Below are 24,955 nucleotides of genomic sequence, written 5' to 3'. Positions count from 1 at the left end.
TGCTGCGAAAAACAGGACACTTACCGCTGAAAACTCACAAATACCTTGCATCTCGGCGAACACCCCCATGAGGGCCCGCGGCGACGTAGCATCAAGGTAGGCGGCAGCTAGGAGTGTGGCGAAATGTTTGAGCGATTTACGGACCGTGCCCGTCGCGTAGTTGTGCTTGCCCAAGAAGAGGCACGCATGCTGAACCACAATTACATTGGTACCGAACACATCCTCTTGGGTCTGATCCATGAGGGTGAGGGCGTTGCCGCCAAAGCTCTTGAGTCCTTGGGCATTTCGCTCGACGGCGTCCGCGGGCAGGTGCAGGAGATCATCGGCCCGGGCCAGCAGGCTCCGTCCGGCCACATCCCCTTCACCCCGCGCGCGAAGAAGGTGCTGGAGCTCGCGCTCCGTGAAGCCCTGCAGCTGGGCCACAACTACATCGGCACGGAGCACATCCTGCTGGGACTCATCCGTGAAGGTGAGGGCGTTGCCGCGCAGGTGCTCGTCAAGCTCGGAGCCGACCTCCCACGGGTCCGCGAGCAGGTCATCCAGCTGCTCTCCGGCTACCAGGGCAAGGAGACCACCGGTGCCGGCGTCGGCCCCGGCCAGGCGGAAGGTACTCCTGCCGGTTCCGTGGTCCTTGACCAGTTCGGCCGGAACCTGACCCAAGCTGCGCGCGAGAACAAGCTGGACCCGGTGATCGGACGCGAATCCGAAATGGAACGCGTTATGCAGGTCCTTTCGCGCCGTACCAAGAACAACCCTGTCCTGATCGGTGAGCCCGGCGTCGGCAAGACCGCCGTCGTCGAAGGCCTCGCCCAGGCGATCGTCCGCGGAGATGTGCCGGAGACTCTCAAGGACAAGCAGATCTATACCCTGGACTTGAGCTCCGTGGTGGCCGGCTCCCGGTACCGCGGTGACTTCGAAGAGCGCCTGAAGAAAGTCCTCAAGGAGATCCGCACCCGCGGCGACATCATCCTCTTCATCGACGAAATCCACACGCTTGTGGGTGCCGGTGCTGCTGAAGGTGCCATCGATGCTGCGTCCATCCTGAAGCCGTTGCTGGCCCGGGGTGAACTGCAGACCATCGGTGCCACCACCCTGGATGAGTACCGCAAGCACATCGAGAAGGATGCCGCACTCGAGCGCCGCTTCCAGCCGATCCAGGTCAAGGAGCCCTCCGTGGCCGACGCGATCGAGATCCTCAAGGGCCTCCGTGATCGGTACGAGGCGCACCACCGGGTCACCATCACCGACGGCGCGCTGGTCGCAGCGGCGAATCTCTCGGAGCGTTACATCTCGGACCGCTTCCTGCCGGACAAGGCCATCGACCTGATCGATGAGGCCGGTGCCCGGCTGCGCATCCGCCGGATGACCGCCCCGCCGGAGCTCAAGGCGATGGACGAGCGCATCGCCGCCACGAAGCTGGAGAAGGAGTCCGCGTTGGATGCGGAGGACTACGAGGGTGCCGCTTCGCTCCGCGACCAAGAGCAGAAGCTCATCGACGTGCGCAGAGAGAAGGAGCGCCACTGGAAGACCGGCGGCATGGACGACATCTCCGAAGTTGATGAGGAACTGATCGCCGAGGTGCTGGCGAACTCCACCGGCATCCCGGTCTTCAAGCTCACCGAGGAGGAATCCAGCCGTCTGCTGAGGATGGAAGACGAGCTGCACAAGCGTGTGGTGGGCCAGGAGGAGGCGATCAGGTCGGTTTCGCGGGCTATCCGCCGGACCCGTGCAGGCCTGAAGGACCCGAAGCGTCCGGGCGGCTCGTTCATCTTCGCCGGCCCCACCGGCGTCGGCAAGACCGAACTGGCCAAGGCCCTCGCTGAGTTCCTGTTCGGCGAGGAAGACACCCTGATCACCCTGGACATGTCCGAGTACTCGGAGAAGCACGCCGTGTCGCGGCTCTTCGGTGCCCCTCCGGGCTACGTCGGTTACGACGAAGGCGGGCAGCTGACCGAAAAGGTCCGGCGCCGTCCGTTCTCGGTAGTCCTGTTCGACGAGGTGGAGAAGGCCCACGCGGACCTGTTCAACTCCCTCCTGCAGATCCTGGAAGACGGCCGTCTGACCGATAGCCATGGCCGGGTGGTGGACTTCAAGAACACCGTGATCATCATGACCACCAACCTGGGCACCCGGGACATCTCCAAGAGCGTTGCCACCGGCTTCCAGTCGGGCACGGACACGCAGACCGGCTACAACCGGATGCGCGCCCGGGTCACAGAGGAGCTCAAGCAGCACTTCCGCCCCGAGTTCCTGAACCGTGTTGACGACGTCATTGTCTTCCCTCAGCTGACCCAGAACGAGATCATCCAGATCGTGAACCTGATGATCGGCCGTCTGGAGAAGCGTCTGGCGGACAAGGACATGGGCATCGAGCTCACCACCGCAGCCAAGGTGCTCCTGGCCACCCGCGGGTACGACCCGGCCATGGGTGCCCGACCGCTGCGCCGCACCATCCAGCGCGAAATCGAGGACCAGCTGTCCGAGAAGATCCTCTTCGGAGAGATCCACCCGGGCGACATCGTTGTGGTGGACGTTGACGGCGAGGGCGACGACGCGCAGTTCACCTTCGCAGGAAACACGAAACCCCGGATCCCGGACGCACTGCCGGCCGCGAGCTAACCAGCAAAAACGACGTCTGACCACCGTCGAGGCGGGCTGAAGTCCGGCGTATCTCACCTTGCCCTCAGCCTTCAGCCGGTCGTTGCCGGTGGGTCTCCTTAGTTGGCCGCCCCGTCGACGTGAATGCCGCAAGAGGCCGACAAAATAATTGTTGGGACAGACCCGCCATAAGAGGCAGAACTGGACCCATCCGGCATTTGAGGTGCCGCTGTGCCTCCGGCAATGGTGAGTTTTGATTTCAGGTCGGGGTGCCGTGTGCGGGCCCGGTGGTAGCCCGGGAGATCAGCGGTCTTCGCCGCCTTTGTGGGTAACTTCTAGGGCGCCAGCCGGTGGTAGGCAGAAGCAAAATGTATGAGGGGGTCCGGTACTTCCGCCGCTGGAGCGTCACTACCCATCGCAAGTACCTCTCCGACGATGAGCAGATGCGTTGCCGCCGGATGGATGGCAACCGTTCGCAGCTCGAAGTACGCGATCGATCCATCGAGGATCACCGATCCGGTGGCCGGGCCGCGGCGGTAGGGAACCTGGGCCAGCAGGCCCTCAACGGGGGTCCCTGGACTGGCCAGCCAATCCGCCGCGCCTTGGTGCTTGCTGCGCAACAGACTCAACGCCCACGTACCCCTCGTGGCAATTGCTTCGCCAATGCGTGAGCCCGCGTAGAGACTGACAAGCATCGTAGGCGGATCATAGGAGACGGAGAGAAAAGCAGTCACTGTTGCTGCGTAGTCGCGCTTGTGCAGCAATGTAGAAACCACGGCGACGCCGGCTGAGATGTCAGCGCTGAGCACGCGGTACAGATCGATGTCCGCTTCGGAAGGATGGTCGTCGCCTAGGCGATGCGCGTCCAACGTCCCTGGAATCTCCATAAGCACATCGTTTCACGCAGTGAACACATCAGGGCCGATCGTGACGAAGCCTTTGTGGTCGTTGTGGCTGTAGCATGCCTCCATCTCCCCGGTGCGCCGTCCGTCTGGCCCACGACGGCGGATCTCACACCAGCAGCTCGGCAGTATCAGTCAGGGGTTCAGGCCCTTGGCGTACGCGGCCTGCCCCACGTGCTGGAGGCAATCGGCAATGGTGCTGACCAGCCGCACCCCGAGAGTGACCGGCGGGTCCCAGCGGGTGTCGACGATGCGGTCAAAGTCCTCGTCACCGAGAGTTTGCAGAAAGTCCACGGTCTGCCGGTGAACGGCGTCGTAGTATTCGAGCAGCAGCGCTGACGGGGCCTTCACGGAATCGACTTTGGCTCTCGAATGGCCGTACCCGGTGTCACGCTCGGGAAGGGGGAGGCTGAAGCGGCCGACAAACCCCGGGGAGGTCCAGACCCGTTTTAGGCCGGCGGCGGAGGCTGTTAACGTCAACGTGGAACCAACGGCCGATGCCCTGTTGCAGAGGTAGCGGGTGTGGCCTCGCGCGCATAGGGGTGCGGCACCGCCACGGGACACTGCCCCACACGGGGGCCTCCCGCCGTCGGCCAGGATGACGGCGGAAGGCCCTTCTAGTGTTGGCCCGATTGCGGACGCCCGTCAGATGAGCCCTAAGCAGGGATGGCACCGAGCTGCTGCATGAGGCTCAGGTTGTCCGTGGTTCCCCAATGCTCGGCCACCTTGCCGTCCTCGACGCGAATAATGTCGGTGGTGCCGAATTCGACGCTTTTGCCGGTTGCAGCCATGCCGGCCATCTCGCCACGATGTGTGCCCGTGAGAATTACGTGGCACGCCTCCATACTTCCGTCAGCCAGTGACGCTTCCATCGTCTTGACTTTAATATCGGGGAACGCCGTCCGGATCGCGTTCACGAAGTACCGGACGCCGTCCTTGCCGGGCGGTTGCCCTGGAAGAGCCTCTTCGTGATCGACGTAGTCATCCGTCGCCAACTCGTCAATGAGGGACAGATTTCCGCCCTCGATTATCTCCTTGTAAAACCGCTGGATCAGTCCATTCCCGTCAGACATTTCCGACTCCTCTAGTACATGAGACCATTCAAGAACCCCCCGTTTTACATCCCCATCCCGACCAACGCCGCTGGCGTGAGGGCAACTCCGAGCGCAATCACGGCCAGTGCCACCGCAACCGAGCGGTTGGCGAGCCGCTTCCACGGGAGCATCTTCTCTCCTGCAATGAAGGCCCCAATCAGCGCCATCCAGCCGATGCTCATCACACCGAGCGCAAACAGCGCCACCATCAGCGCCCAGCAGCATGCGACGCACCACGCCCCGTGCTCAACTCCCATGCGCAGCGCGCCACGGTATCCGGGGCGCATGCGGTGCAGGATGAAGTCCATGGGCGTCCGGCATTTCATCAGGCTGACGTTCTTGGCGGGCGTGAGCTGATAGGCCGCCGCCGCCATAATCACCCCGGCCGCCAGGTACCGGCCGCCTTGATCCGCGGCGAAGAGCCCGGGAGCCAGCGACGCTACTGACATGTAGAGCGAATACGCCACGACGCCGAAGACCGTCCACGTGATCAGGTAACCGGCCACGAAAACGGCGGTGGATCCTGCCGGAGCATACCGCGCCATCTTGCGTCGGTGGCTCTGAATCCGGCCATATGCGACCACCATGGGTGCCACGGACGGGAACATCATGGCCGCCAACATCACCACCCACGTGGCGACGAAGAATCCCAGTGGCCCCGGCTCAGTCCACCGACCCATGTCCATCCCGCTCAGCTGAGTGGACGTGAAGACCCAACTCGCCGCGGCGAGTATCAGCAGGACCGCGATCAGGCCAGCCTCCCGCGGGTCGACGCGGGACGCGGCTGCCGTAGAACCGGCCGCTGTGGCAGGCGAAACGGCGGCGCGCGCAGACGGGCGCACGCCGCCTCTGGTGGACTGCTTCCTGCGCAGCATCAGCTGTCGGCGCTCATGCCCGGCCTTTGGGGGCGTCTTCGGCCATCGCGCTGGCGAAGGTGAAGTCCGCGGTCTCACCGTAGACGCCGTCGAAGTCAAGGCCAAAGAGGTCCGAGTGTACCTGCGCTTTGCCGATCCGGAATTCCGGGGCGAACCCGAACATCGCGTTCTTGACGGTGGTGACACCACCGTCGGGTCCCGGCAGGGCCTCGAACGTGTAGCTCACCCGCCCGGCAACCGAGGCGGACGGGGTGTCGCCGTCCGAGAATGTGACGCTGGCGCGCTCCACTCCCAGCCATTCTCCGTACAACGCCGCAAAATCCGCGAACGGGCCGCCGGCCTCACCATGAAGGATGCTTTCCAATGCAGCGGCTTGCGCAGCCGATGCGCCGTCGTCGACGACCACTCCCACCTTCCAGCCGCCGGCCGAGAGGTTCGACGGGAACCAGTTGCAGAAGGCGAAGGCGATGCCCGACAGATCGGTGTCATCGAGTTTTCCACTCGCGATTTGGAACACAGCCACGCCGCGGCACTCGCCATCCGATCCCGTGGGCGTACCATCCACCGGGCACGGACAAATCAGCTGGCAATTGCAGTTGCCGACATACTTTCCGGTCATTTCCCAAGACATTTAGAACTCCTTGCTGGCGCCCTCGCCTAGCAGAAGCGGCCCAGACTCCAGCGCCGAATATACTCAGGAACGGGGCGGAATGCCCCGTTAAGGCAGACAGTATTCCGGCGAAATCTGTGTGTCAATACGCCGAGGAAATAGGGCGCCGAAGGGGTCCCTTGTGGTTGATAAACCAGGGGTGCTGTCGTCGGGTTCAGAAGCACTCACAGCTAATACGGACACAGTCATGCCAGTGGGCCTATGGTGGCAGTAGGCTTCAGAAATCTCCCGGCACTGCAGGCGGCGGAAACAAACGGCAGGACAGATTTGAAAGGAAGCACGAATGGGTAACGCGATGCCGCTCCTTTCGCTCGATAATTACTTCCGGAACCTGAACCTTAGGGGTCGGATGGTGATATTCCAGTCGCCGCTGTCGGTGACGATGCTGCTCGTCGTTTTCCTGGCAGAGGCATTTCGCCCCGGACTCCTGCAGCCCGGCCCGTTCCTGTACAGTCTGGGCGCCCATCTGGTCCTTCTGGCCGCGTGCGCGCTGGTGCCGTGGGGGCGGCTGCCGACCCGCGCCTGGGTAGTCATTCCGGTCCTGGACTGCCTAGCCATCGGGTTCTCCCGCGCAGCGGCGGATCAATACCTCACTGTGCTGGGTTTCCTGCTGGTTTTTCCCGTCGTCTGGCTATCCCTCGGCCGCCACCGTAGCGGGGTTGTGATGGCGGTATCGGCCACGATTCTCAGTGCGGTCCTTCCGCCGCTGATCCTTGGAATGGGCTTCACAGGGCCGTCGTTCATCCGGATCGTACTCCTCCCGGTCATCCTCGGGGCGATCTCCCTCACCGCGCATGTGGTCTCCAACGCTGTCCTGCGTCAGCGGCTGCAGCTGGAAAACCAGGACAAGGAACTGCAGGAACTGCTCGCGGCAAGCGAACAGCGCGAGCGGTTGCTGGGCACCATCTTGGATACCGTCAGTGTGGGCGTGTGCGCGGTCGATGAACAGGGCCGGAAAATTCTCACGAACAAGCAGCAAAGCCACTACCTCACCGGTACCCTCAGCGAAAACGCGCCGGCGCCCGGGAGTGAGGAGGTGCCGGTGTTCGGCGTTGACCGGAGCAGCCCGCTGCCGCCGGCCCGGCACCCGCTGCGCCGAGCGGCCAGGGGCGAGGCGTTCACCGACGAATTGATCTGGATCGGCACCGGCACCGGTCAACGCGCCTTCTCCGCAACGTCTCGGCTGATCAAGGACGGCACCGGCCGGAGTTCCGGCGCCGTGCTGGCTTTTACCGACGTGACGGCGCTGGTCACAGCCCTTGCAGCCAAGGACCAGTTCGTCGCCAGTGTCTCGCATGAGCTGAGGACTCCCCTGACCTCGATCCTGGGCTACCTCGGCCTGGCCCAGGACGAACACCCCGACCTTCCCGCCGACCTGGCCCAGTACCTGGCCGTGGCCAAACGCAACGCCGAACGGCTGCTGCATCTGGTGACCGACCTGCTCTCAGTCGCCTCGGATACCCTGGTCATCAACTCCCGGCCAGCAGACCTGACCAAAGTGATCCGCCACAGCATCGAATCCGCCACTCCGCGCGCCAGTGCCGCGGGCATCAGCCTGCACCTTGAACCGTCCGGGCCCGTGACCGGCCGGTTCGATCCGGCCCGCATCGGCCAGGTCATCGATAACCTGCTCTCCAACGCGATCAAATACAGCCCCGACGGCGGGGCCGTCACGGTCCGAGCCCGCCGGGACGGGGACAACATCAGATGCGAGGTCGCCGATACCGGCATCGGGATGACCCAGGAAGAACAGGCCCAGGCCTTCACCCGATTCTTCCGCGCCGCACGCGCACACGCCTCCGCCATTCCCGGTGCGGGCCTGGGACTGCCGATCACCAAAACCATCATCGAAAACCATGGCGGGACGATCGCCCTGGCCAGCAGCCCCGGACGGGGGACCACCGTCACCCTGACACTGCCGGAGGCAGACGGCGGCTCCTTGGATGCCGGCGAAGTGCCGGCCATGTCATAGGCCAGCTAACCCAGCCTCGCAGAGCGCGATCCGGGTCAGCCGGAAACCTACTTCCGCTCCCGCCACAGCAGCGTCACGCCGAACGCGACGGCGCCGAGCACCAGTCCGGTGGCTGGCGCGCGTGCGGTGAAGCTTGTGACTACCGGGGAACAAGCCGCCACAGGGACGTGACCTCGGCCGTGCGCGCCTCGAACAGAGGATCGTCGCGGTCGGATGCCTTCGGATGCGTTGGCTTGGTGTCGAGCCGTTCCATCACTTTCAGCCCAGCCGCGTTGATGGCGGCCAGCAGATCGTCACGCGACCGCAGGCCAAGGTGCTCGGCCAGGTCGGAGAGGACAAGCCAGCCCTCACCGCCGGGCTCCAGATGGTCGGAGAGTTCGTTCAGGAAGCGGAACAGCATCCTGCTCCCGGGGTCGTAGACGGCACTGTCCAGGGTCGAATGCGGCGTGGCCGGAATCCAGGGCGGGTTGCACACAACGAGCGGCGCCCGTCCGGGCGGGAACATGTCGGTCAGGACGGCCTCAGCACGGTCCTGGACACCGAGGTTCCGGAAATTCTCACCGGCGCAGGCGATGGCACGCGGTTCATTGTCCGTCGCTACCACACGGTGGACGCCACGGCGCGCGAGGACGGCAGCGAGCACCCCGGTGCCGGTTCCGACGTCGAACGCCAGCGTGTCGGAGGGCAGCGGCGCGGCGGCCACGAGATCCACATACTCACTCCGGGTGGGGAAGAACGTGCCATAGTGCGGGTGGATGCGGCCCTGCAGGGCATCGACGTAGACGCCATTCCGTCGCCACTCGTGGGCGCCAATTGCCCCGACAAGCTCATGCAGGGACACAACGGAAGGTTCTCCGATATCGCCGTACGCTTCAGCGGCGGCCTCCCGGATATCCGGTGCGCGGCGCAGCGGCACCACCGGGCCCGGATCAAGAGGAATCAGCAGCAGTCCGAGAATGCGTGCACGATGCGAGCGGGACTGGCGATGCCGATAGAACCCATCGGCCGGAGTTCCTGCGATCTTTTTCTTTCCGGCGCTTGCCCGCCGGTCCATGGCGTTGAGGATCTGCCGTGCGTTGTGGAAGTCACCGCGCCAAAGCATCGCGATCCCCTGTGACGCCATCCGGTTCGCCTCATCGGCCGTGAGAGAGTCGGTGACCACTTCGACGCGCGTCGGCGCCGGCCTGCCGTTCGCCGAACGCCATCGCGCGGTCATGCTGTCACCAGCCTCAGCCCAGGTCACGAGGGCACACTCATCCATCGCAGCTCTGCGCGAGGGCTTGAGGACTGACGTCGGAATTCCCACGGGAGCTGGCATGTCGGTAGTGATAAAGATCCATTCCAAGAGTCCGGGGGGCCGATAGGAGACTGACGATTGCGGCGGTGATTCCACGACGTCCAAGGCTACGGCCCAAGATTCCGGACCGTCATCCGGCCGCGAACCGAGCTTGGTTGATGGCCGCTGAAGCCATTCAACCTGCATTGTCAGGATACAGGTGTGGCCATGGTCGCCACCCGCCGCCCGACCCCTGGGGAGGACGAAACCCCGGCCAGAGGTTGGGTTGAGGTCTTCAACAGTGAGGCGACCGTCGGCGCCCAACCCGGGCGACGCCGTCGTACTCCCCCTACTTTGGGAGCGTTGCATTGTTTTCCACCCGGCCAGGCCATACCGTGAAGGGACGGTCAGCCGAAGTGCAGGTGCGGGCATGCGAGCTATTTCCTGGTCAGTGCGCTGTCTCCTGTTGTGCGTGCTGACCGTGGGGATCCTCGGCGGTGCCACTACCCCGGCGCGGGACCCTACTGACTCACAGCCCCCAGGACCCGCGAGTCCCGGGCAGACCTACGACGCGCTGGACACCTTCCTCCGGGAGCAACTGGACACCCTCGGGATTCCGGGCGCCGCCATCGCCGTCGTCCGGGACGGCGTCCAGGTGCACTCCGCCGCATTCGGCCGCGCCGACGACACTGGGCGGCCGATGACCGCCCAGACGCCGGTCCTGCTGGCGTCCACCAGCAAGTCCCTCACGGCCATCGCCGTGATGCAGCAGGTGGAGGCCGGCCGGCTGCGGTTGGATGAGCCGGTGCAGACCTACCTGCCTTGGTTCAGGCTGAACGACAGCCGCTCGCAAGCCATCACAGTCCGCCACCTGCTCCACCAGGCCAGCGGCATGTCATCCAGGGACACGGCCTTTGAAGCCTCCGACGCGCAGGGCCCGGAGGCTCTCGAAGAAGGGGTCCGCGCCCTCTCAGGTGCCCCGCTCGCCGGCGAACCGGGCGAGGCCTTCCACTACGCCAGCGCCAACTTCAACATCCTGGGCCTCCTGGTGCAGACAGTCTCCGGCCAGCCCTTCGGCGAGTACCTGGAGCAGCACGTCTTCGGGCCGCTGGAGATGGCCCACAGCCACCCCACGCAGGCTGCCGCGCGCGCGGACAATGCGGCCGCCGGCTACTCGCTGTGGTTCGGCTCCTTCTGGCGCCAGACCGACGTGCCCGCACCCACCACCGGCATGCCGTCGTCCACCCTGTACTCGTCGGCTGAGGACCTGGGCCATCAGCTGATTGCATTGCTCGACGGCGGACGGTACGGCGATGCCCAAATCCTTCAGCCCGAGAGCGTGGCGGCGATGTTCGAGCCGGGTGTGCAGGTGGACGGGTCCAAGGGGTACGCCACGGGCTGGTTCACCCGGCCGCTGGTGGAGTCCGCCGATCCCGCAGCACTTCCCGTCCCGGAAGCGGACTTGCCGCTGCTCCTGGAACATCAGGGCGAATGGGGCAACAGCCACACCTACCTGGCCATGGTTCCGAATTCCGGCCTCGGCGTCGCCCTGGTCATCAACGGCAACGACACCGCTGCCCCGTCACGGCTGAAGGCCATCGACACCAACGTCCTGCGGATCCTCCACGGGCACTCGCCCGTGCCGGCGGTTGTCTTCGAGGACTGGCTGCAGCGCTACAGCTGGGCGGTGGCCCTGGTGCTGCTGCTCGCGGAGCTGGTGAGCCTGTGGCTCGCGCTGCGGTTCCTGCTCCGGCGGCGTGCCGCGTCTCCGAAGCGCTGGGTGCCTCTGGCGTGGGGAGTTGTTGCTCTCGCGCTCGACGGTTTCGCCTTGTGGCTGTGCCTCAGCTACGCCCCGGCCCGGTTCGACACCCACCTGTTTGTGATAATCCGTCAATTTCCCGACGTCGGGATCTCTCTGGTGCCGGTGCTCGCACTTGCCATCCTCTGGCCAATTCCGCGGACGGTCTGGCTTCTTTCCGGGATGCGGGCCGGCCAGCAAGAAACGGCTTAAGGTGGTCCGCGATGCGGCAGCGTGGACCGTCAGTGCCCTGTGATGATGACGTCGATACCAAGTCCGGCGAGGTAGTCGACCAGCCAGTCGAACCCGGTGCCGGCAGCGAATATCCTGCCAGGCCCCTTACGCGCCTTGAGGTCCCCGGGCAGTACGCCGTCCCCGAAAAACACGTAGGTCCGGTCTGTATTGCGCTTGTTGCTGACCCACACCAATCCATCGAACCCGGCCGCGTGGGCGGCCTCTGCCCAGCGCACGGTGCGGTGATACTGGGTGGACATCGTCCCGGTGACGTGCTTGGCCTCAGTTCCGAGCACGCGCAGTCCATCGCCCATCAGCGACGCCAGACGCAGGTCCCTAGTCGGCGTGAGCGGCGCGCAGACTTTGTCTTGGAAGCTGTCGGAAAGAATCTGCCCAGGCCCCGGCGGGACGTCGTGCAGGATCGACTCGCAGACGGCGGCTTCTTCGGTGTCGGCCGCATACAGCACGGGTACCTTTAGGTCCCCGAAAAACGCAAACCTACTGGGATCCCCTCCACCCGGGTTGAATTTGTCGACGGTCCTGGAGTTGCTGAAGACGCGGAACAGGTGACTGCCGGCCGGGAGCACGTACTCCTGCGGCTCGAACGGCTTCGGCGGGACATATCTCACCACTGAACGTTGAAGGCGTGCCGGGCTGCCTCCACCACCATATTGGGGTTGGCCAGCTGGTCAACGGGGCGGGCCCCGTCCAGGTATCCGGTGCGGATAAGCATCCACAACGCCAGGCTCGACTCCGAACGCCCGGCTTCCTTGGCAACGCTGAGCAGGTCCGCCATTACGGGCCGAATCTTGTGTTCCTGACGGTCAATCTGGAAGCCCGGGTAACGGTAGGCGCCGGCGCGCCTGACCGCCAGCAGCTTGCCGGCCGTGTGCTGTTCGGACGCATAACTGCGGTTCGGCGACTTCGAACCCACCGCCGCAGAAACTTCAGTGGCCGTAAGGAGTTTGAACTCCCTCTCCATCGCCCGCCACAGGTTTTCCGTGGCCTGGATACTGCGGGCAAGCTGGGGTGAAGCCGGGGTTTCCACTTCCTCCAGCGCAGACCCGAGAGCCTTGATACTGCGTTCCATATTGACTGCGGTGTCGACCAGTACACGCTCCGTGGGCACGCCCTCCACCTGCCGCGGGTCAGGACGCGTGCGGCGCCTTTTTCGCGCGCGAAATGGCAACCCTCCCAGGATGACCTCTACAATCTCGCCGTCCTTTACGGAGATCTTCACCGGGATCCCCACGCGGGAGCCTGTGGGTGTGGTCCCGATGATTTTCGCAGCGGCCAGTTCGACGTCACCCAGCACGTTCTTACGTTCCGTGCCGTACTTGAAGACGCCGAGCTCCTTCGGTCCAACGGCAAACTTACGGCGGCCGTAGACCACGGCCTTCGCGGTGGCCGAATCAGCCAACGCTCCGTGCCGTTTTTTCTGTGGCATTTTGGTTCACTTCCTGACGGTTCTGACATCTAGCATACTTGTCTGAATCGTCAGAAGGTAGTAGTCGGCGCATGTCAAAGAGGGTAGCCCTCCCTGGTTTTCCGGAGGCGACGGTCGGCCCCCAGTCCACGCGCCGCCGGGCTCTACTGATAGGTGCATCATGGGTCCTCAACCTGGCGGTGGCCGAATACTTCATCTACCGGCGCGCCCAAGGACCCGCACGAACGCCCCGCCCTTCCGTCCGGCTGGCTTAGGGCCAGCCGGGAGCTGACGGTAGCCGCAAGCGGCGGAATTAGTAAGTGCGCTTACGGATTGGGATCTAAACTTAATCATGGACACGATCCCGGCGGTTTTCCTCGTCATCGGGGCAGCGTTCGCCTGGCTGGGCGTAACGCTAGTCGTCATTCTCCGCTCTCGGCGCCGAAGGAGTGCATCGAGGCCGATACATCCAACGCATCCGACGGACCAGGCTCACCCCCGGACCGGCATGCGCTGGCGCCGCCTCCGCAGGATCGCGGACCAGAACACGGGAACTCCGGCGAGACGACGCAGTCTGAAAGTCAGGAAGGTCCGCCATTAAGACCTGGTGGTTGAGCCTGTCGAAGCCGCGGTTTCGACAGGCTCAACCACCGGCAAGGTTTCGACAGGCTCAACCACCGGCAACAGGCTCAACCACCGAAACTCCACCGCTTCAGGACACGCGGCGGAATTCTCCTGGCCGGAGCTGGACATGGATGGGCAGCACCAGCTGGATGTGGGTGTCGCCGATGGGCTTGTCGAGCAGCTCGTTGATGGAGGTCTGCCCTTCCAACTCGCTGTGCTGGTTTTTGCCCATGTATCGAGCTTATGTGCGCCACGGCGGGAGTGAATCCTAAGACACGCGTGAGCTATGGCCTCTTGTCTGCGGCAGTGCCAGTATGTGGAGAATCAGGTTCGCTGCAGGCGCCCAAAACCGGGCAGTAAGGACGCGCGGTCATGACCTACGTCAACAGTTTGGCCGATGTGCGCGCAGGCGACATCGCCGTGGCCGGCGGCAAGGCCGTGGGACTGGGCGGCCTCATCCAGGCTGGGCTGCCGGTCCCCCCGGGGTTTGTGCTGAACATCGTAGCCTATTCGCATTTTGTGGAAGCCAATCACCTCGAGGCCGGCATCCAGGAACTGGCAACCCTGCCGCCGCAGGCCACGCCCCAGGACTACGCGGACTCCTCGGACTCCTCGGAGCGGATCCAATCCCTCTTCAGAAGCGGCACGATGCCGGCCGACATCGCAGCAGAACTCGGCGCTGCCTACGGGCGTCTCGACGGGCGTCTCGACGGCGGGGATGTGGCCGTTGCGGTGCGCTCCTCCGCCACGGCCGAGGACCTCGCGGAGGCCAGCTTCGCCGGGCAACAGGAAACCTACCTGAACGTCCGCGGGGCCGAGGCGCTGTCCGCGTCCGTGATCGATTGCTGGGCTTCCCTGTGGACGGCGCGTGCCATGGCCTACCGGAACCGTGAAGGCATCGGACCGGACTCGGTGCGCATCGCCGTGGTGGTCCAGCGGATGGTCGAGGCCGAGGCCGCCGGAGTGATGTTCACCGCCAACCCGGCCAACGGGCGCCGCGACCAGATCGCCATCAGTGCCGCGTGGGGCCTAGGCGAGTCCGTGGTCAGCGGGACGGTCACCACGGATGACGTAGTTGTCGACGCCGGGACGGGCGCCGTGCTGTCGCGACGCACCGCTGACAAGGCGGTTATGACTGTCTATGCCGAGCACGGCACCCGGGAGCAGCCGGTGCCGGCGGACCGCCCTCGTGCGCCCGTACTAGACGACCGTGCCGCAGCCGAGCTGGCCGGCTATGGAACCCGGATCGCCGATCATTTCGGCGCCCCGCAGGACATCGAGTGGGCGCGGACCGGCGACGGGTTCTTCATCCTGCAGTCTAGGCCCATCACCGCGCTGCCCGAACCGTCGGCCGACACCCCGGACATCTGGCCCGTGCCCTATCCGAAGGGGCTCTACTTCCGGGCGAGCATCGTGGAACAGCTGCCCGACCCGCTCTCGCCGCTGTTTGCCGACCTCATTGATGGCTCGGTGTCCCGCTCGCTGAGATCCCTGATGAACGAGGCCGTGGGCACGAACGTCATCCGCGAGGACGACGTGCGACTGCCCACCATCAACGGCTACGCCTATTACTACTACCGCACCTCGGGAATGTGGCGGGTGATGGGCAAGGCGCTGACGGCGGTACGCGCGCTGGCCCGCGGCCAGGCGCACATGGGTGTGGCCGGCTGGCGCGAATTTTCGCATCCCCGCTACGAACGGGTGATCAAAGTCTGGCAGGCGAAGCCCGCCGCGGAGCTCTCCGGTGCGGAACTGCTCGAGGGTGTGCAGGCGCTGCTGGATGCCGGCACCGTGTACTACACAGCCGTGCAGTCAGTCATTGCGCTCGCCGCAAGCAGCGAACTCTCGTTCCGGGCGTACTACGACAAGTTCATCCTGCGCGAGGGGGATCCCCACGCCCTGACGTTCATCCTCGGCTTCGACAGCGAACCCATCCGGGCGGAGAAGTCGCTGTATGATCTCGCAGCCTGGGCCCGCGGCGTTCCGGGATTGGCTTCGGCGATCCTCCATGAACCGACGACGGCGTTGGCCGAGTCCCAGCGCACGGGATTCCCGCCTGCCGGGTTCAGTGAGTCGTTGTGGCAGTTGTGGCGTCTTCGCTTCCAGGACCACCTCGGCCGGTTCGGCCATGCGGTCTACAACCTGGACTTCGCCAGCCCGGTGCCGGCCGACGATCCGTCAGCGCTGCTGGACACGGTCAAGTTCTACCTGCGCGGGCAGGGCGCTGACCCCCATGAGCGGCAGCGGCACTCGGCCGAACGCCGGGAGGACGAAACACGCCGGATCAGCACCCGGCTCGGGCCGCGCCGCCGGGCCGCGTTCCTCCGTTTGCTCCGGTGGGCACAGAACACCGCGCCGATCCGCGAGGATGCCCTGGCCGACGTCGGACTGGCCTGGCCGCTGCTCCGGCGAATGCTGCTGGAACTCGGACAGCGGCTGGTGGACTCCGCTGTCATCGCCGAGCCCGCCGACGTGTTCTGGCTGCGGCACCAGGAGCTGCGCAGCGCCGTCGAGTTCGGGCTGGCCGCGCCGGGAACCCCGGCGGTGGCAATTGCCGGAGCGGACCGGCCCGTCCGCGCCGCCGCCGTCGAGGAGCGCAAGATGCTGTGGCGGGGCCAGGCAAAGGCCGCTGCCCCGCAACTGCTGCCGGAGAGCCGGTGGATGGAAAAGGCCTTCGGGTCCATGATGCCCGCAGGCTCGCAGCACCAAACCGGCGACATCATCAAGGGCACCGGCGCGAGTGCGGGCCGGGTCACCGCCCCGGCCCGCGTCCTGCGGGGGCCCCAGGACTTCGCCCTGATGGAGCCAGGAGAGGTCCTCGTGGCCCGCATCACCACGCCCGCCTGGACCTCGCTGTTCGCGATGGCCTCCGCCGTGGTGACCGACGTCGGCGGACCGTTGAGCCACAGCTCCATCGTGGCCCGGGAGTACGGCATCCCGGCCGTGCTCGGCACGGGCGTGGCCACCCAGCGGCTGACCAGCGGCCAGCAGATCCGCGTGGATGGCGACGCCGGCACCGTCACGATCGAGCAGCCAAGCCCTACACAGGGGCCGTGACCCGGTGGCATGATGGGCGCATGAGCCGAGTCACGAGCGACCTGACCATCTCCCTCGACGGATTCCTCGCCGGCCCGAACCAAAGCCCGACGGATCCCCTGGGCGAGAACGGCGAGCTCCTGCACCGGTGGATGTTCGAGGAACCCGAGGCCAACGCGGCAGCGATCGAAGGCATCCTCGCGGCCGGCGCCTACATCATGGGACGGAACATGTTTGCGGGACCCGGACCCGGGGCGTGGGATGAGGACTGGCGGGGGTGGTGGGGTGAGGAACCGCCCTATCACGCACCGGTGTTCGTGCTCACCCATCATCCACGCGCGCCCCTGGAGATGCAGGGCGGCACCACGTTCAACTTCGTGACCGACGGCATCGCATCGGCACTTGCCCAGGCGCGGGAGGCCGCCCGCAGCAAGGACGTGGCCATTGCCGGAGGGGCGCAGACCGTCCAGCAATACCTCTCGGCGGGGCTGATCGACGAGCTGCGGCTACACACCGCGCCCATCATCCTGGGAGCCGGCGAACGGCTGCTCGACGGCGTCGCGAACCTCAAGCTCGAGCCGACGGAAGTGAGCGGTACTAGCCTCGTCACCCACGTGCGCTACCGCGTCATCCGCTGAAAGGCTGACGCTCAGTGCATCAGACGCACGCGTAAGGTCTTTTGTCGCCCCTTCCCGCTACACTGACTGAATCGAACATAAACTCCCGTTGGCTCCAGGGCGGCCATATGGCTCTGACCTGCGGAAACGCCTGGTGAACAGGTGTCCGAGACGGGTGCCTGAGCATGGTCTTTTTGCGCGCTAAGCTCGGCTCAAGCCCAATGTGGTTCCCGTCACCCTTGGCAGGGGCGCTGCCGCGCTCCTCGCGGAGTGTGGCGTTCACCGTCGCGACCTCACCTGACAGGAGACTTACCGATGAAGGTATTGATCATGACACTGGGGACGCGCGGTGATGTCGAGCCGTTCATAGCCCTGGCACGGGGATTACTCGCTGCCGGGCACGAGGTGGTGCTCACCGCGCCGCAACGGTTCGCCGGGTTCGCCGCTGGTCACGGGGTGCCGTTCGCGGGCGTGGACGACGGCCCGATGCGGTTGATGGATGACCCGGCAGTTGCAGGTGCGGTGATCGAGGGCGGTGTGCGTGCCCGGCTACGGCAGGCACGGACCATGCCGGCCATGTTCACCCAACTGTTGGTCGACTGCTGGGCCGTCGCTTCACACGGCGCGGGTGCCGGTGCGGACATTGTGGTGCACAACGGCCAGATCATCGCCGGGCAGCACGTGGCCGAGAAGCTGGGTATCCCTGCGGTGCTGGCTCTGCCGATACCGATGTACGTGCCGACCAAGGAGTTTCCGTGGCCGGGCGTGGGCATGCCGTCCTGGCTGCCTGCGGTGGCCAATCGGGCCACGTTCCTGGGGATGAAGGCCCCGGCGGCGATATTCGGCCGGGTCGTCGACAGGTGGCGCGAAGACACCCTCGGCCTTCCGCGCCGCCGCGGCCGGCACGACCCGCTGCGCCGGCCGGACAACGGACAGGCTCCGGTGCTGCACGCGTTCAGTCCCTCGGTGCTGCCCCCGCCAGCGGACTGGCCGGACTCGGTGCACACCACCGGCTACTGGGTTCTCCCGCCCTCGGACGAGGCGCTGCCGCCGCGCGTCGAGGACTTCCTCGCCGCCGGCGACCCGCCGGTGTTCGTCGGATTCGGGTCAATGTCCGGCAGTGACCCCGCGCGCAGCACCGCCCTGGTCCTGGAAGCCGCACGCCGCGCAAAGACACGCCTGGTGATCGGTGCGGGATGGGGCGGACTGGACGGCAGCATACAAGGTGACGGCGTTCTTGCTGTGGAGGATGTGGATTACCTGCGGTTGTTCCCCCGCGTGGCTGCTGTGGTGCACCATGGGGGTGCAGGCACAGCTGGCGCCGCATTCGCCTCCGGGCGCCCGCAAGTGGTGTGCCCGTTCGTCGCCGACCAGCCGTTCTGGGCTCGGCTGGCACACCACCACGGTGTCGCTCCCGCACCACAGCCCCAGCGGCACCTCACGGCCGGCGGCCTCGCCGCCTCCATCACCACCGCCGCCACGGATCCCGATATGGCGCGTGCCGCCGAAGAGTTGGGCCACCGTGTACGCGCCGAGGACGGAGTATCCGCAGCAGTGACCGCGCTGGAGCGCATTGCGGTGCCATGAGCGGAGGGGCTTTTGCAGGTGGCCCATTATGCGGGGCCCGAGGACGCGCGCAGGTTAGCCTTTTCGTAACAGGGATGGATCCTCGTCGAAAAGGAGACCACCATGCCCCCCATATCGCCCTCACGCGGTCGTTGCTCGCGTGCGGCATCATCGCGGGAGCGACGTTGCCCATCATTCTCGGAGTTGCTGGAGCTACCCGCCAGGTGTACAGCTTGTTCTGATGCTCGAGCGCTGGCGAACTTCTCGCTCGTCACCGGCACGCTTATCATCGTTTTCGCGTTTGCGGCCGAGATCGCTTACCGCTTGGACGCACTCGAGATCTGGCGGCTCGCACCGGCCGGGATCCTTGAGCAACTATCGCTCCTCGCCGCGTACAGCTGGCTTATCGCAATCGGAATCCACTACTGCCGCACCCAACCCGTCGGCGCGAGCACGTAGGCGCCCTATTGTGTCTGGACTCCCCGCGAGGACCTTTGAGGCGCGCCTGCCGCCTTCGTGGGCACTGGGGCTAGCCGATGATGGGCCGTTCTTCCGGGAGCTGGTAGAGCCGTGGGCGGGAGGACAGGGCGAGGGCGGACGCGACGGCGATGGTGCCGATGCGACCCGTGAACATGAGAGCCATGAGTACCCATTGGGCGTTGGCGGGCAGGTCGTAGGTGATTCCGGTGCTTACGCCCACGGTAGCGAACGCGGAAATTGATTCGAAGAGGACTTTCTCGAGGCTGTAGTCCGTGAACATGAGGAGCAGCAGCGTGCCGCTGACCACGGCGGCGACTCCAAGGAGTGCGACGGAGAGGGCCTGGCGTTGGACGGAGGAGCTGATGGAGCGGTGGGCGATGGTGACCTGGTCGCGGCCCCGGATCTCATTCCAGATGGCGAACCCCAGAACCAGGAACGTGGTGATCTTGATGCCGCCGGCGGTGCCTGCGCTGCCACCGCCGATAAACATCAGGATATTGGTGATCATGAGGGTCTCAGGGGCGGCTGAGGCGTAATCGATGCTGTTGAAGCCCGCGGTGCGCGGGAAGACACTCCCGGCCAGGGTTGCCAGGAGTTTCCCGGCCAACGACATGGGACCGAGGGTCTCGTCCCGGTTCCATTCAAAGGCGCCGAAGAGCACACCCCCGACGGCCAGGAGGAGCAGGGTGCCGTAGACGGTCAGACGAAGGTGAACGCTCCAGTCTTTCATCCTGACACCGCCCTTGAGCAGGGCGATGAGCACGGGGAATCCGAGCCCTCCGGCGATCACCGCCAGGCAGACCGGGATGATGATCCAAGGGTCGTCGGCGAAGCTGATCAGGCTGTCGCTGTAGAGCGCGAAACCGGCGTTGTTGAACGCTGAAACAGCGTGAAACGTCCCGTGCCAGAGGGCTGTGCCCGGATTGTCGTCGTAGGCAAACCAGAAGCGGAGCGTGAGAACGGCGGCCGTGACGGCTTCGAAAACAACCATGATCCGGGCGACCCGGAAAAGGACGGAGCGGACATCGCCGAAGTTTAGGGTGTGCGTTTCGGACTGGGCGACCAGCTGGCCCCGGAGCCCGATGCTTTTGCGCACGAGCAGCGCCAACAAGGTAGCCAAGGTCATGATACCGAATCCGCCGACTTGAATCAGCCCGAGAATCACGGCGTGTCCGAAAGGCGTCCAGAACGTTGGGGTGTCGACAGTGATCAGGCCTGTGACGCACACAGCCGAGACGGCTGTGAACAGGGCCGGAAGTACGGGGTCTGCCTCTGCAGCCGTACGCGCGACAGGCAGCATCAGGAGTCCGGAGCCCAGGAGAATCACGGCGAGGAACGCCAGGGGCACCGAACGGACGGGATGCAGCAGCCCTCGTCCGATGCTGTCGCCTTGGGCTCTGATCCGCAACTGCATTCGCCGGCCGGCATTCAAGGGCGCGGTATTGCGGATCTTCAGACCTTTTTCTCTTCCGTCGGCCTTCACTTGGACATCTCCTCGGCTTCTGCTGCGACGTTGCGGATACCCCGCGGCCGCCCGGCCCGGACCCACGCCCCGTACAGGACGGCCGCGATGATCAGGGCCGCGGCCAGACTGATTATCGGCAGGCCCCGGGAGAGGTTGGCGATGAGGGTGAACCCCACCACCGCGGCGCCCGCGATATTCATGATGAGGTAGCCGCGGCGGCCCTCACGGTGGGAGAAAAGGGCCATGGAAAGCAGACCGGCCAGGAAGCTCAGGAAAACCGACACAGCGTAGAAGAGCACAAGTTCCTGGTCGATGCCGCCGGCCGCGGCGGTGACAGCGCATGCCAGAGCGATGAACAGCACCACCCCCCAGTAGGGCGTGTGGTGGGTGTTTGTGCGTCCCAGCGCGGGAGGAAGAATGCCGACCGTATCGCCCTGCCGGTTCGTGTGGCGGGCGAGGGCCTTGAGCAGGCCCGGTCCTGCCTGGAACGAGGAGCTGGCGGCCGAGAGAAGCAGCAGGGCGGTAACGAGCTGGAAGGCGGCAAAGACCGGGCCGGGGGCCGCGAGCCGGGCCAGCTCAGCGATCTGGGTGCTGTCCTCGGGCGGGATGCCGACCTGCAGGTGCGCGGCTTCCAGGGTCAGGCCCAGGGTGATCGATCCGACGATGGCGAGGGTCAGCCACAGCGTGACCCTCCCGAAGCGGCTCCGGCCGGCATCATCGAGCTGGCCCAGCTGGGCGATCGCCGAAGACGGGGCTTCCACGCCTGTGGCCAGAGCCATGGCCACGGGGAAGGCGAGGACCACGGCGATGACCGGGGTGTGTCCTGGTGTGTCGGTGATGGTCCCCACCGGTTGCGGGGTGGCGCCCAGGCCGTAGAGCAGGACGAGGGCGGAGACGATGATGAACCCGACGGTCATTGCGGCGAACACCAGCCGCCCCAGATGCCCGAACCACGTCGCGGCGCCGACGAGGACGACGAGTGCCAGCGCGAGCGGCAGGCGCCAGGGCGCCAGGGCGGGAAAGTAGGCGATCGCCGCTGACGCCCCGGCCGAGACGCTGATGGCGATCGTGAGGACGAAATCGACCACGAGTGCGCCGATCGGTATGAAGGACCAGCGGTCCCCGAAGGCTTCACCGACTGCTGCCGACGCTCCGCCGCCCTGCGGGTAGCGGATGACCAGTTGCCGGTAATTGAGGATCACCAGGGCGATGATCGCCACGACGAGCACCATCGTGGGCACGAGCAGGGCCAGATCGCCGTTCAGCGCCCGGAGAGCTGCTTCAATGGCGTACGCGACTGAAGACACGGGGTCGGCCATCACGGCAAACGAGAACGCCAGCAGCAAGGCCGTCCGGGAACGCAGAGCTCCGGCGAGTCCGCGCTTTGGGGCCATCCTCTCAGGTGCCGGCATCGGATGATCCTTTCCGTTCGTCGGCCCGGCCTGCTTTTACCGGTGCGTGACCCGGCAGGACTGCCGAGAACATCACGGAGCGTAACACCGGAAATCCGGCGCACCGCCGCCCCCGCCGCAGTCTTAACGAATCCTTAACGCCGCCATTTCCCGGGCGCTTCGCCCCTTGACGGGTCTGACCGCACGTCTTGCACACACCGCCGGGCCGGAGGGGTAAGCGCTGGTCTTCCTTGGCCGTTCGGGTGCTTGTATGCTGTGGATCGGAGAGCCGGGAAGCCTGGTCGGCCCGTGGGCAATGCCCGCGGAACGCCCCGGCGACCGCCTCGGGTGTTCGCGTGATGACCTGAGGAGCGGCCGGCTCATGAATACATCAACACAACCTGTCATCGAGACCCTCGGCCTTGTCAAGGATTTCGGCAGGACGCGGGCACTGGACGGCCTGAACTTGAGCGTCGCCGCCGGTGAAATCCACGGATTTCTGGGCCCCAACGGTGCGGGCAAGTCCACCACCCTGAGGGTGCTTCTGGGCCTGATCCGCCCCACGGCCGGGACGGCCCGGGTCTTCGGCCTAGATCCCTGGGCCGATCCTGTCAGCACCCATCGGGACATCGCCTACGTCCCGGGTGATGTGAGCCTGTGGCCGAACCTTTCCGGCGGGGAAGTCATCGATCTGCTCACCGGCCTGCGCGGCGGCGCCGACGAGAATCTGCGCCGTGAGCTCATCGAGGAGTTTGAGTTCGATCCGCGGAAGAAGGCCCGGACCTACTCGAAAGGCAACCGGCAGAAAGTCGCCCTGATCGCCGCGTTCGCCCGCCCTGCCAGGCTGTATCTGCTGGATGAGCCGAGCGCCGGCCTGGACCCGGTGATGGATGCCGTGTTTCGCGGCCAAATCGAACGGGTCAGGAGGGACGGGGCGACCGTCCTACTCTCAAGCCACATTCTCAGCGAGGTCGAACAGCTCTGTGACCGGATCACCATCATCCGTTCCGGAGCCGAGGTCGAGACCGGGACCCTTGGTGAACTCCGGCACTTGAAGCGCACGCATTTCCGAGTCACCGGACTTGCCGATCCGGCACGGCTCACTGCTCTGCCCGGCATGCACGGGATCAGCATCGACGGCGCCACCGCCGAGTTCGACGCCGATGCCGCCGACCTCGGTGCCGTCCTGGCCGGCATCGCCGAGCCAGGGATCAGCGGACTCACTGTCGCACCGCCTTCCCTGGAGTCCCTGTTCCTGCGCCACTACAGTGACCGCAACGCCAGTGAGGTGAAGTGATGCCCGGCGTGCTGCGGCTGGCGTTGTTCCAGGCGCTCAGGGACCGGGTGACGCTGCCGGTCTGGATCCTGGGCATCGCTCTGCTCGGCTTTGCGACCTCCAGCGCGGTCGTCACGCAATTCGGTGACGAGCCCTCGCAGGCAGCCATCCTGACCCTGGCAGCATCGAATCCGGCGTTTCTTTTCCTCCGCGGACTGCCCGACGGCACCGGCGTCGGGGCGGTCGTGTTCTTCCAGGGCTACGCGTTCACGGCGGTCCTGGCAGGACTGATGAGCACTTTCCTGGTGGTCCGGCACACCCGCACCGATGAAGAGCTCGGACGGGCCGAACTCCTCGGCTCCGTTCCGCTCCCGCGGGCAGCGTCCCTGGCGGCGACGCTTCTGCTGGGCGCGGCCGCGAACCTGCTTCTGGCCGTGTTCGTTGCCGCCGGTTTCGTCGCGGCCGGGCTGCCGGTTCCCGGCGCAGCGGTGGCCGGTGCCGCTGTCGGTGCTGTCGGTGTCTTCTTTGTGGGTCTCGGCGCGGTCGCCGCCCAACTCCTGCCCTCGGGCAGGAGCGCGAACGGTGCCGCTGCAGGCCTGGTCGGAGCTGCATATCTGCTCCGGGGTGCCGGGGACGCGCTGGGGACTCCGGCGGCGGACTTGCTGCACGTGAGCAGTGCGTGGCCGTCGCTGGTCTCGCCCATCGGCTGGGGCCAGCGGTCACGGCCGTTCACCAGCCCGGACCTGTTCGCGCTGGTGGTACTTCTCGCGGCGGCGCTGGGCCTGGCAGCCGCTGCCGTACTGCTCCGGCAACGGCGGGATGTGGGCGCCAGCCTCCTGCCCCAGCGCACGGGCAGGGAGCGGGCCGGAGTCGGGGGGACTTCGTTCGTGGGCCTGGCCTGGCGCCTGCAACGCTCCACCCTGGCCGGATGGTGCGTCGGCGCCGCGGCCCTGGGTGCCGTGGCCGGCGCTCTCGGCCCCCTGGTTACAGAGACCATGTCCAGTGTCGCGCCGTTGAAAGAACTCATTTCCCGGCTCCTGCCGGGCGGCCAGGCCGGGCTGATCGATGTTTTCATCACCGCCCTGCTTGGCGTGGCCGGGGTGTTCGCGGCGGCTGCAGGCATTCAGGCGGTGCTGCGGATGCGCGCAGAAGAGGCCGAAGGAAGAGCCGAGCTCCTTCTGGCCGCGCCGGCATCCCGGAGCCGGTGGCTCGGCGCGAACTTGTTCATCGCTGCCGTCTCCGCGGTCGCCGTCTCCGGAACGGCAGGGGTCTCTGCCGCCGTCGGCCTGGGACTCTCGGGCACCGCCAACGGATCCGCTGCCTCCTTGGTGCCCGCAGCGCTGGCGCACGTCCCCGCGGCCCTGATATTCCTGGCGGCGGCCTCCGTGGTCTTCGGCGCCGCACCACGGCTCAGCATTCCGCTGGGGTGGGGGATGCTGGCCGCCGGACTCGTGCTGGGCGAATTCGGGGAGCTGTTCGGCCTGCCGTCGTGGCTACAGGACGTGAGCCCGTTCCGGCACTCCTCGGCCATGCCTGTGGAACCTTTCGACCCGACCGGGGCACTGGCCATGGCCGTCATCGCGGCCGCCCTGGCCGGCCTGGCCGCCTACTCCATCCAACGGCGGGACCTCAGCGCCTAAAGGGCCATCGTGTGC

General features: G+C 65.9%; 19 protein-coding genes. 8 read left to right on the top strand and 11 right to left on the bottom strand.

Annotated elements, in window-relative coordinates; translation table 11 throughout:
• Positions 1–123 precede the first annotated feature (123 nt).
• Positions 124–2,619, top strand: a complete 2,496-nt coding sequence (locus ACVWY0_RS13550) for an ATP-dependent Clp protease ATP-binding subunit (protein WP_485837149.1) — start codon at positions 124–126, stop codon at positions 2,617–2,619.
• Positions 2,620–2,933: 314 nt separating this feature from the next.
• On the opposite strand, the gene ACVWY0_RS13545 is transcribed toward ACVWY0_RS13550, so the two are convergent.
• The 5 genes from ACVWY0_RS13545 to ACVWY0_RS13525 form a co-directional block, all read right to left on the bottom strand.
• Positions 2,934–3,485 carry a flavin reductase family protein gene (locus ACVWY0_RS13545; RefSeq protein WP_485837148.1) on the bottom strand — a complete coding sequence of 184 codons (552 nt, stop codon included), beginning with the start codon at positions 3,483–3,485 and terminating at the stop codon, positions 2,934–2,936.
• Positions 3,486–3,635: 150 nt separating this feature from the next.
• Positions 3,636–4,064 (bottom strand): mycothiol transferase, encoded by a 429-nt coding sequence (locus ACVWY0_RS13540; protein WP_485837147.1) that lies wholly within the window; start codon positions 4,062–4,064, stop codon positions 3,636–3,638.
• Between the two features lie 92 nt (positions 4,065–4,156).
• Positions 4,157–4,573 carry an ester cyclase gene (locus tag ACVWY0_RS13535; RefSeq protein WP_485837146.1) on the bottom strand — a complete coding sequence of 139 codons (417 nt, stop codon included), beginning with the start codon at positions 4,571–4,573 and terminating at the stop codon, positions 4,157–4,159.
• A gap of 44 nt (positions 4,574–4,617) precedes the next feature.
• A complete protein-coding gene (locus tag ACVWY0_RS13530) occupies positions 4,618–5,436 on the bottom strand; it encodes a DUF2182 domain-containing protein (RefSeq protein ID WP_252563701.1) in 819 nt (272 codons plus the stop codon).
• Between the two features lie 46 nt (positions 5,437–5,482).
• Positions 5,483–6,088 (bottom strand): DUF1326 domain-containing protein, encoded by a 606-nt coding sequence (locus ACVWY0_RS13525; protein WP_485837180.1) that lies wholly within the window; start codon positions 6,086–6,088, stop codon positions 5,483–5,485.
• Between the two features lie 334 nt (positions 6,089–6,422).
• On the opposite strand from ACVWY0_RS13525, the gene ACVWY0_RS13520 reads away from it, so the two are divergent.
• Positions 6,423–8,111: a sensor histidine kinase gene (locus ACVWY0_RS13520; protein WP_485837145.1), complete on the top strand. Its 1,689-nt coding sequence runs from the start codon at positions 6,423–6,425 to the stop codon at positions 8,109–8,111.
• A gap of 139 nt (positions 8,112–8,250) precedes the next feature.
• Here the strand turns inward: ACVWY0_RS13520 and ACVWY0_RS13515 are convergent, their stop codons facing one another.
• Positions 8,251–9,327, bottom strand: a complete 1,077-nt coding sequence (locus ACVWY0_RS13515) for a methyltransferase (RefSeq protein WP_485837144.1) — start codon at positions 9,325–9,327, stop codon at positions 8,251–8,253.
• Positions 9,328–9,817: 490 nt separating this feature from the next.
• On the opposite strand from ACVWY0_RS13515, the gene ACVWY0_RS13510 reads away from it, so the two are divergent.
• Positions 9,818–11,398: a serine hydrolase domain-containing protein gene (locus tag ACVWY0_RS13510; protein ID WP_485837143.1), complete on the top strand. Its 1,581-nt coding sequence runs from the start codon at positions 9,818–9,820 to the stop codon at positions 11,396–11,398.
• A gap of 29 nt (positions 11,399–11,427) precedes the next feature.
• Here ACVWY0_RS13510 and ACVWY0_RS13505 read toward each other — a convergent pair whose 3' ends face one another.
• From ACVWY0_RS13505 to ACVWY0_RS13495, 3 genes are all read right to left on the bottom strand, one after another.
• The gene (locus ACVWY0_RS13505; RefSeq protein WP_485837142.1) at positions 11,428–12,048 is read right to left on the bottom strand and encodes an RES family NAD+ phosphorylase; all 621 of its coding nucleotides are present in this window, start codon (positions 12,046–12,048) and stop codon (positions 11,428–11,430) included.
• A complete protein-coding gene (locus tag ACVWY0_RS13500; RefSeq protein ID WP_485837141.1) occupies positions 12,045–12,866 on the bottom strand; it encodes a hypothetical protein in 822 nt (273 codons plus the stop codon). Before ACVWY0_RS13500 ends, ACVWY0_RS13505 begins: the two co-directional genes overlap by 4 nt.
• Before the next feature lie 691 nt (positions 12,867–13,557).
• Positions 13,558–13,701 carry a hypothetical protein gene (locus ACVWY0_RS13495; RefSeq protein WP_156380336.1) on the bottom strand — a complete coding sequence of 48 codons (144 nt, stop codon included), beginning with the start codon at positions 13,699–13,701 and terminating at the stop codon, positions 13,558–13,560.
• A gap of 140 nt (positions 13,702–13,841) precedes the next feature.
• Here ACVWY0_RS13495 and ACVWY0_RS13490 point away from each other — a divergent pair, with 140 nt between their 5' ends.
• The 3 genes from ACVWY0_RS13490 (at position 13,842) to ACVWY0_RS13480 (ending at position 18,709) form a co-directional block, all read left to right on the top strand.
• The gene (locus tag ACVWY0_RS13490) at positions 13,842–16,526 is read left to right on the top strand and encodes a PEP/pyruvate-binding domain-containing protein (RefSeq protein ID WP_485837140.1); all 2,685 of its coding nucleotides are present in this window, start codon (positions 13,842–13,844) and stop codon (positions 16,524–16,526) included.
• Between the two features lie 20 nt (positions 16,527–16,546).
• A complete protein-coding gene (locus tag ACVWY0_RS13485) occupies positions 16,547–17,143 on the top strand; it encodes a dihydrofolate reductase family protein (protein WP_485837139.1) in 597 nt (198 codons plus the stop codon).
• 294 nt (positions 17,144–17,437) lie between these two features.
• Complete coding sequence (locus ACVWY0_RS13480) at positions 17,438–18,709, top strand: glycosyltransferase (protein WP_485837138.1); 1,272 nt, start codon at positions 17,438–17,440, stop codon at positions 18,707–18,709.
• A 508-nt stretch (positions 18,710–19,217) separates the two neighbouring features.
• Here ACVWY0_RS13480 and ACVWY0_RS13475 read toward each other — a convergent pair.
• Both ACVWY0_RS13475 and ACVWY0_RS13470 read right to left on the bottom strand, forming a co-directional pair.
• Positions 19,218–20,582: a TrkH family potassium uptake protein gene (locus ACVWY0_RS13475; protein ID WP_485837179.1), complete on the bottom strand. Its 1,365-nt coding sequence runs from the start codon at positions 20,580–20,582 to the stop codon at positions 19,218–19,220.
• 65 nt (positions 20,583–20,647) lie between these two features.
• A complete protein-coding gene (locus ACVWY0_RS13470) occupies positions 20,648–22,045 on the bottom strand; it encodes an APC family permease (protein WP_485837137.1) in 1,398 nt (465 codons plus the stop codon).
• A gap of 361 nt (positions 22,046–22,406) precedes the next feature.
• On the opposite strand from ACVWY0_RS13470, the gene ACVWY0_RS13465 reads away from it, so the two are divergent.
• Both ACVWY0_RS13465 and ACVWY0_RS13460 read left to right on the top strand, forming a co-directional pair.
• On the top strand, positions 22,407–23,321 hold the full coding sequence (locus ACVWY0_RS13465; protein ID WP_485837136.1) for an ABC transporter ATP-binding protein: 915 nt from the start codon (positions 22,407–22,409) through the stop codon (positions 23,319–23,321).
• Complete coding sequence (locus ACVWY0_RS13460; protein ID WP_485837135.1) at positions 23,321–24,940, top strand: ABC transporter permease; 1,620 nt, start codon at positions 23,321–23,323, stop codon at positions 24,938–24,940. Before ACVWY0_RS13465 ends, ACVWY0_RS13460 begins: the two co-directional genes overlap by 1 nt.
• The last annotated feature ends 15 nt before the right edge of the window (positions 24,941–24,955 follow it).

The organism is Arthrobacter sp. UYNi723 (assembly GCF_054057635.1).
The sequence above is the reverse complement of the archived record's forward strand: the minus strand, read 5'-3'. Positions and strand labels throughout refer to the sequence as shown.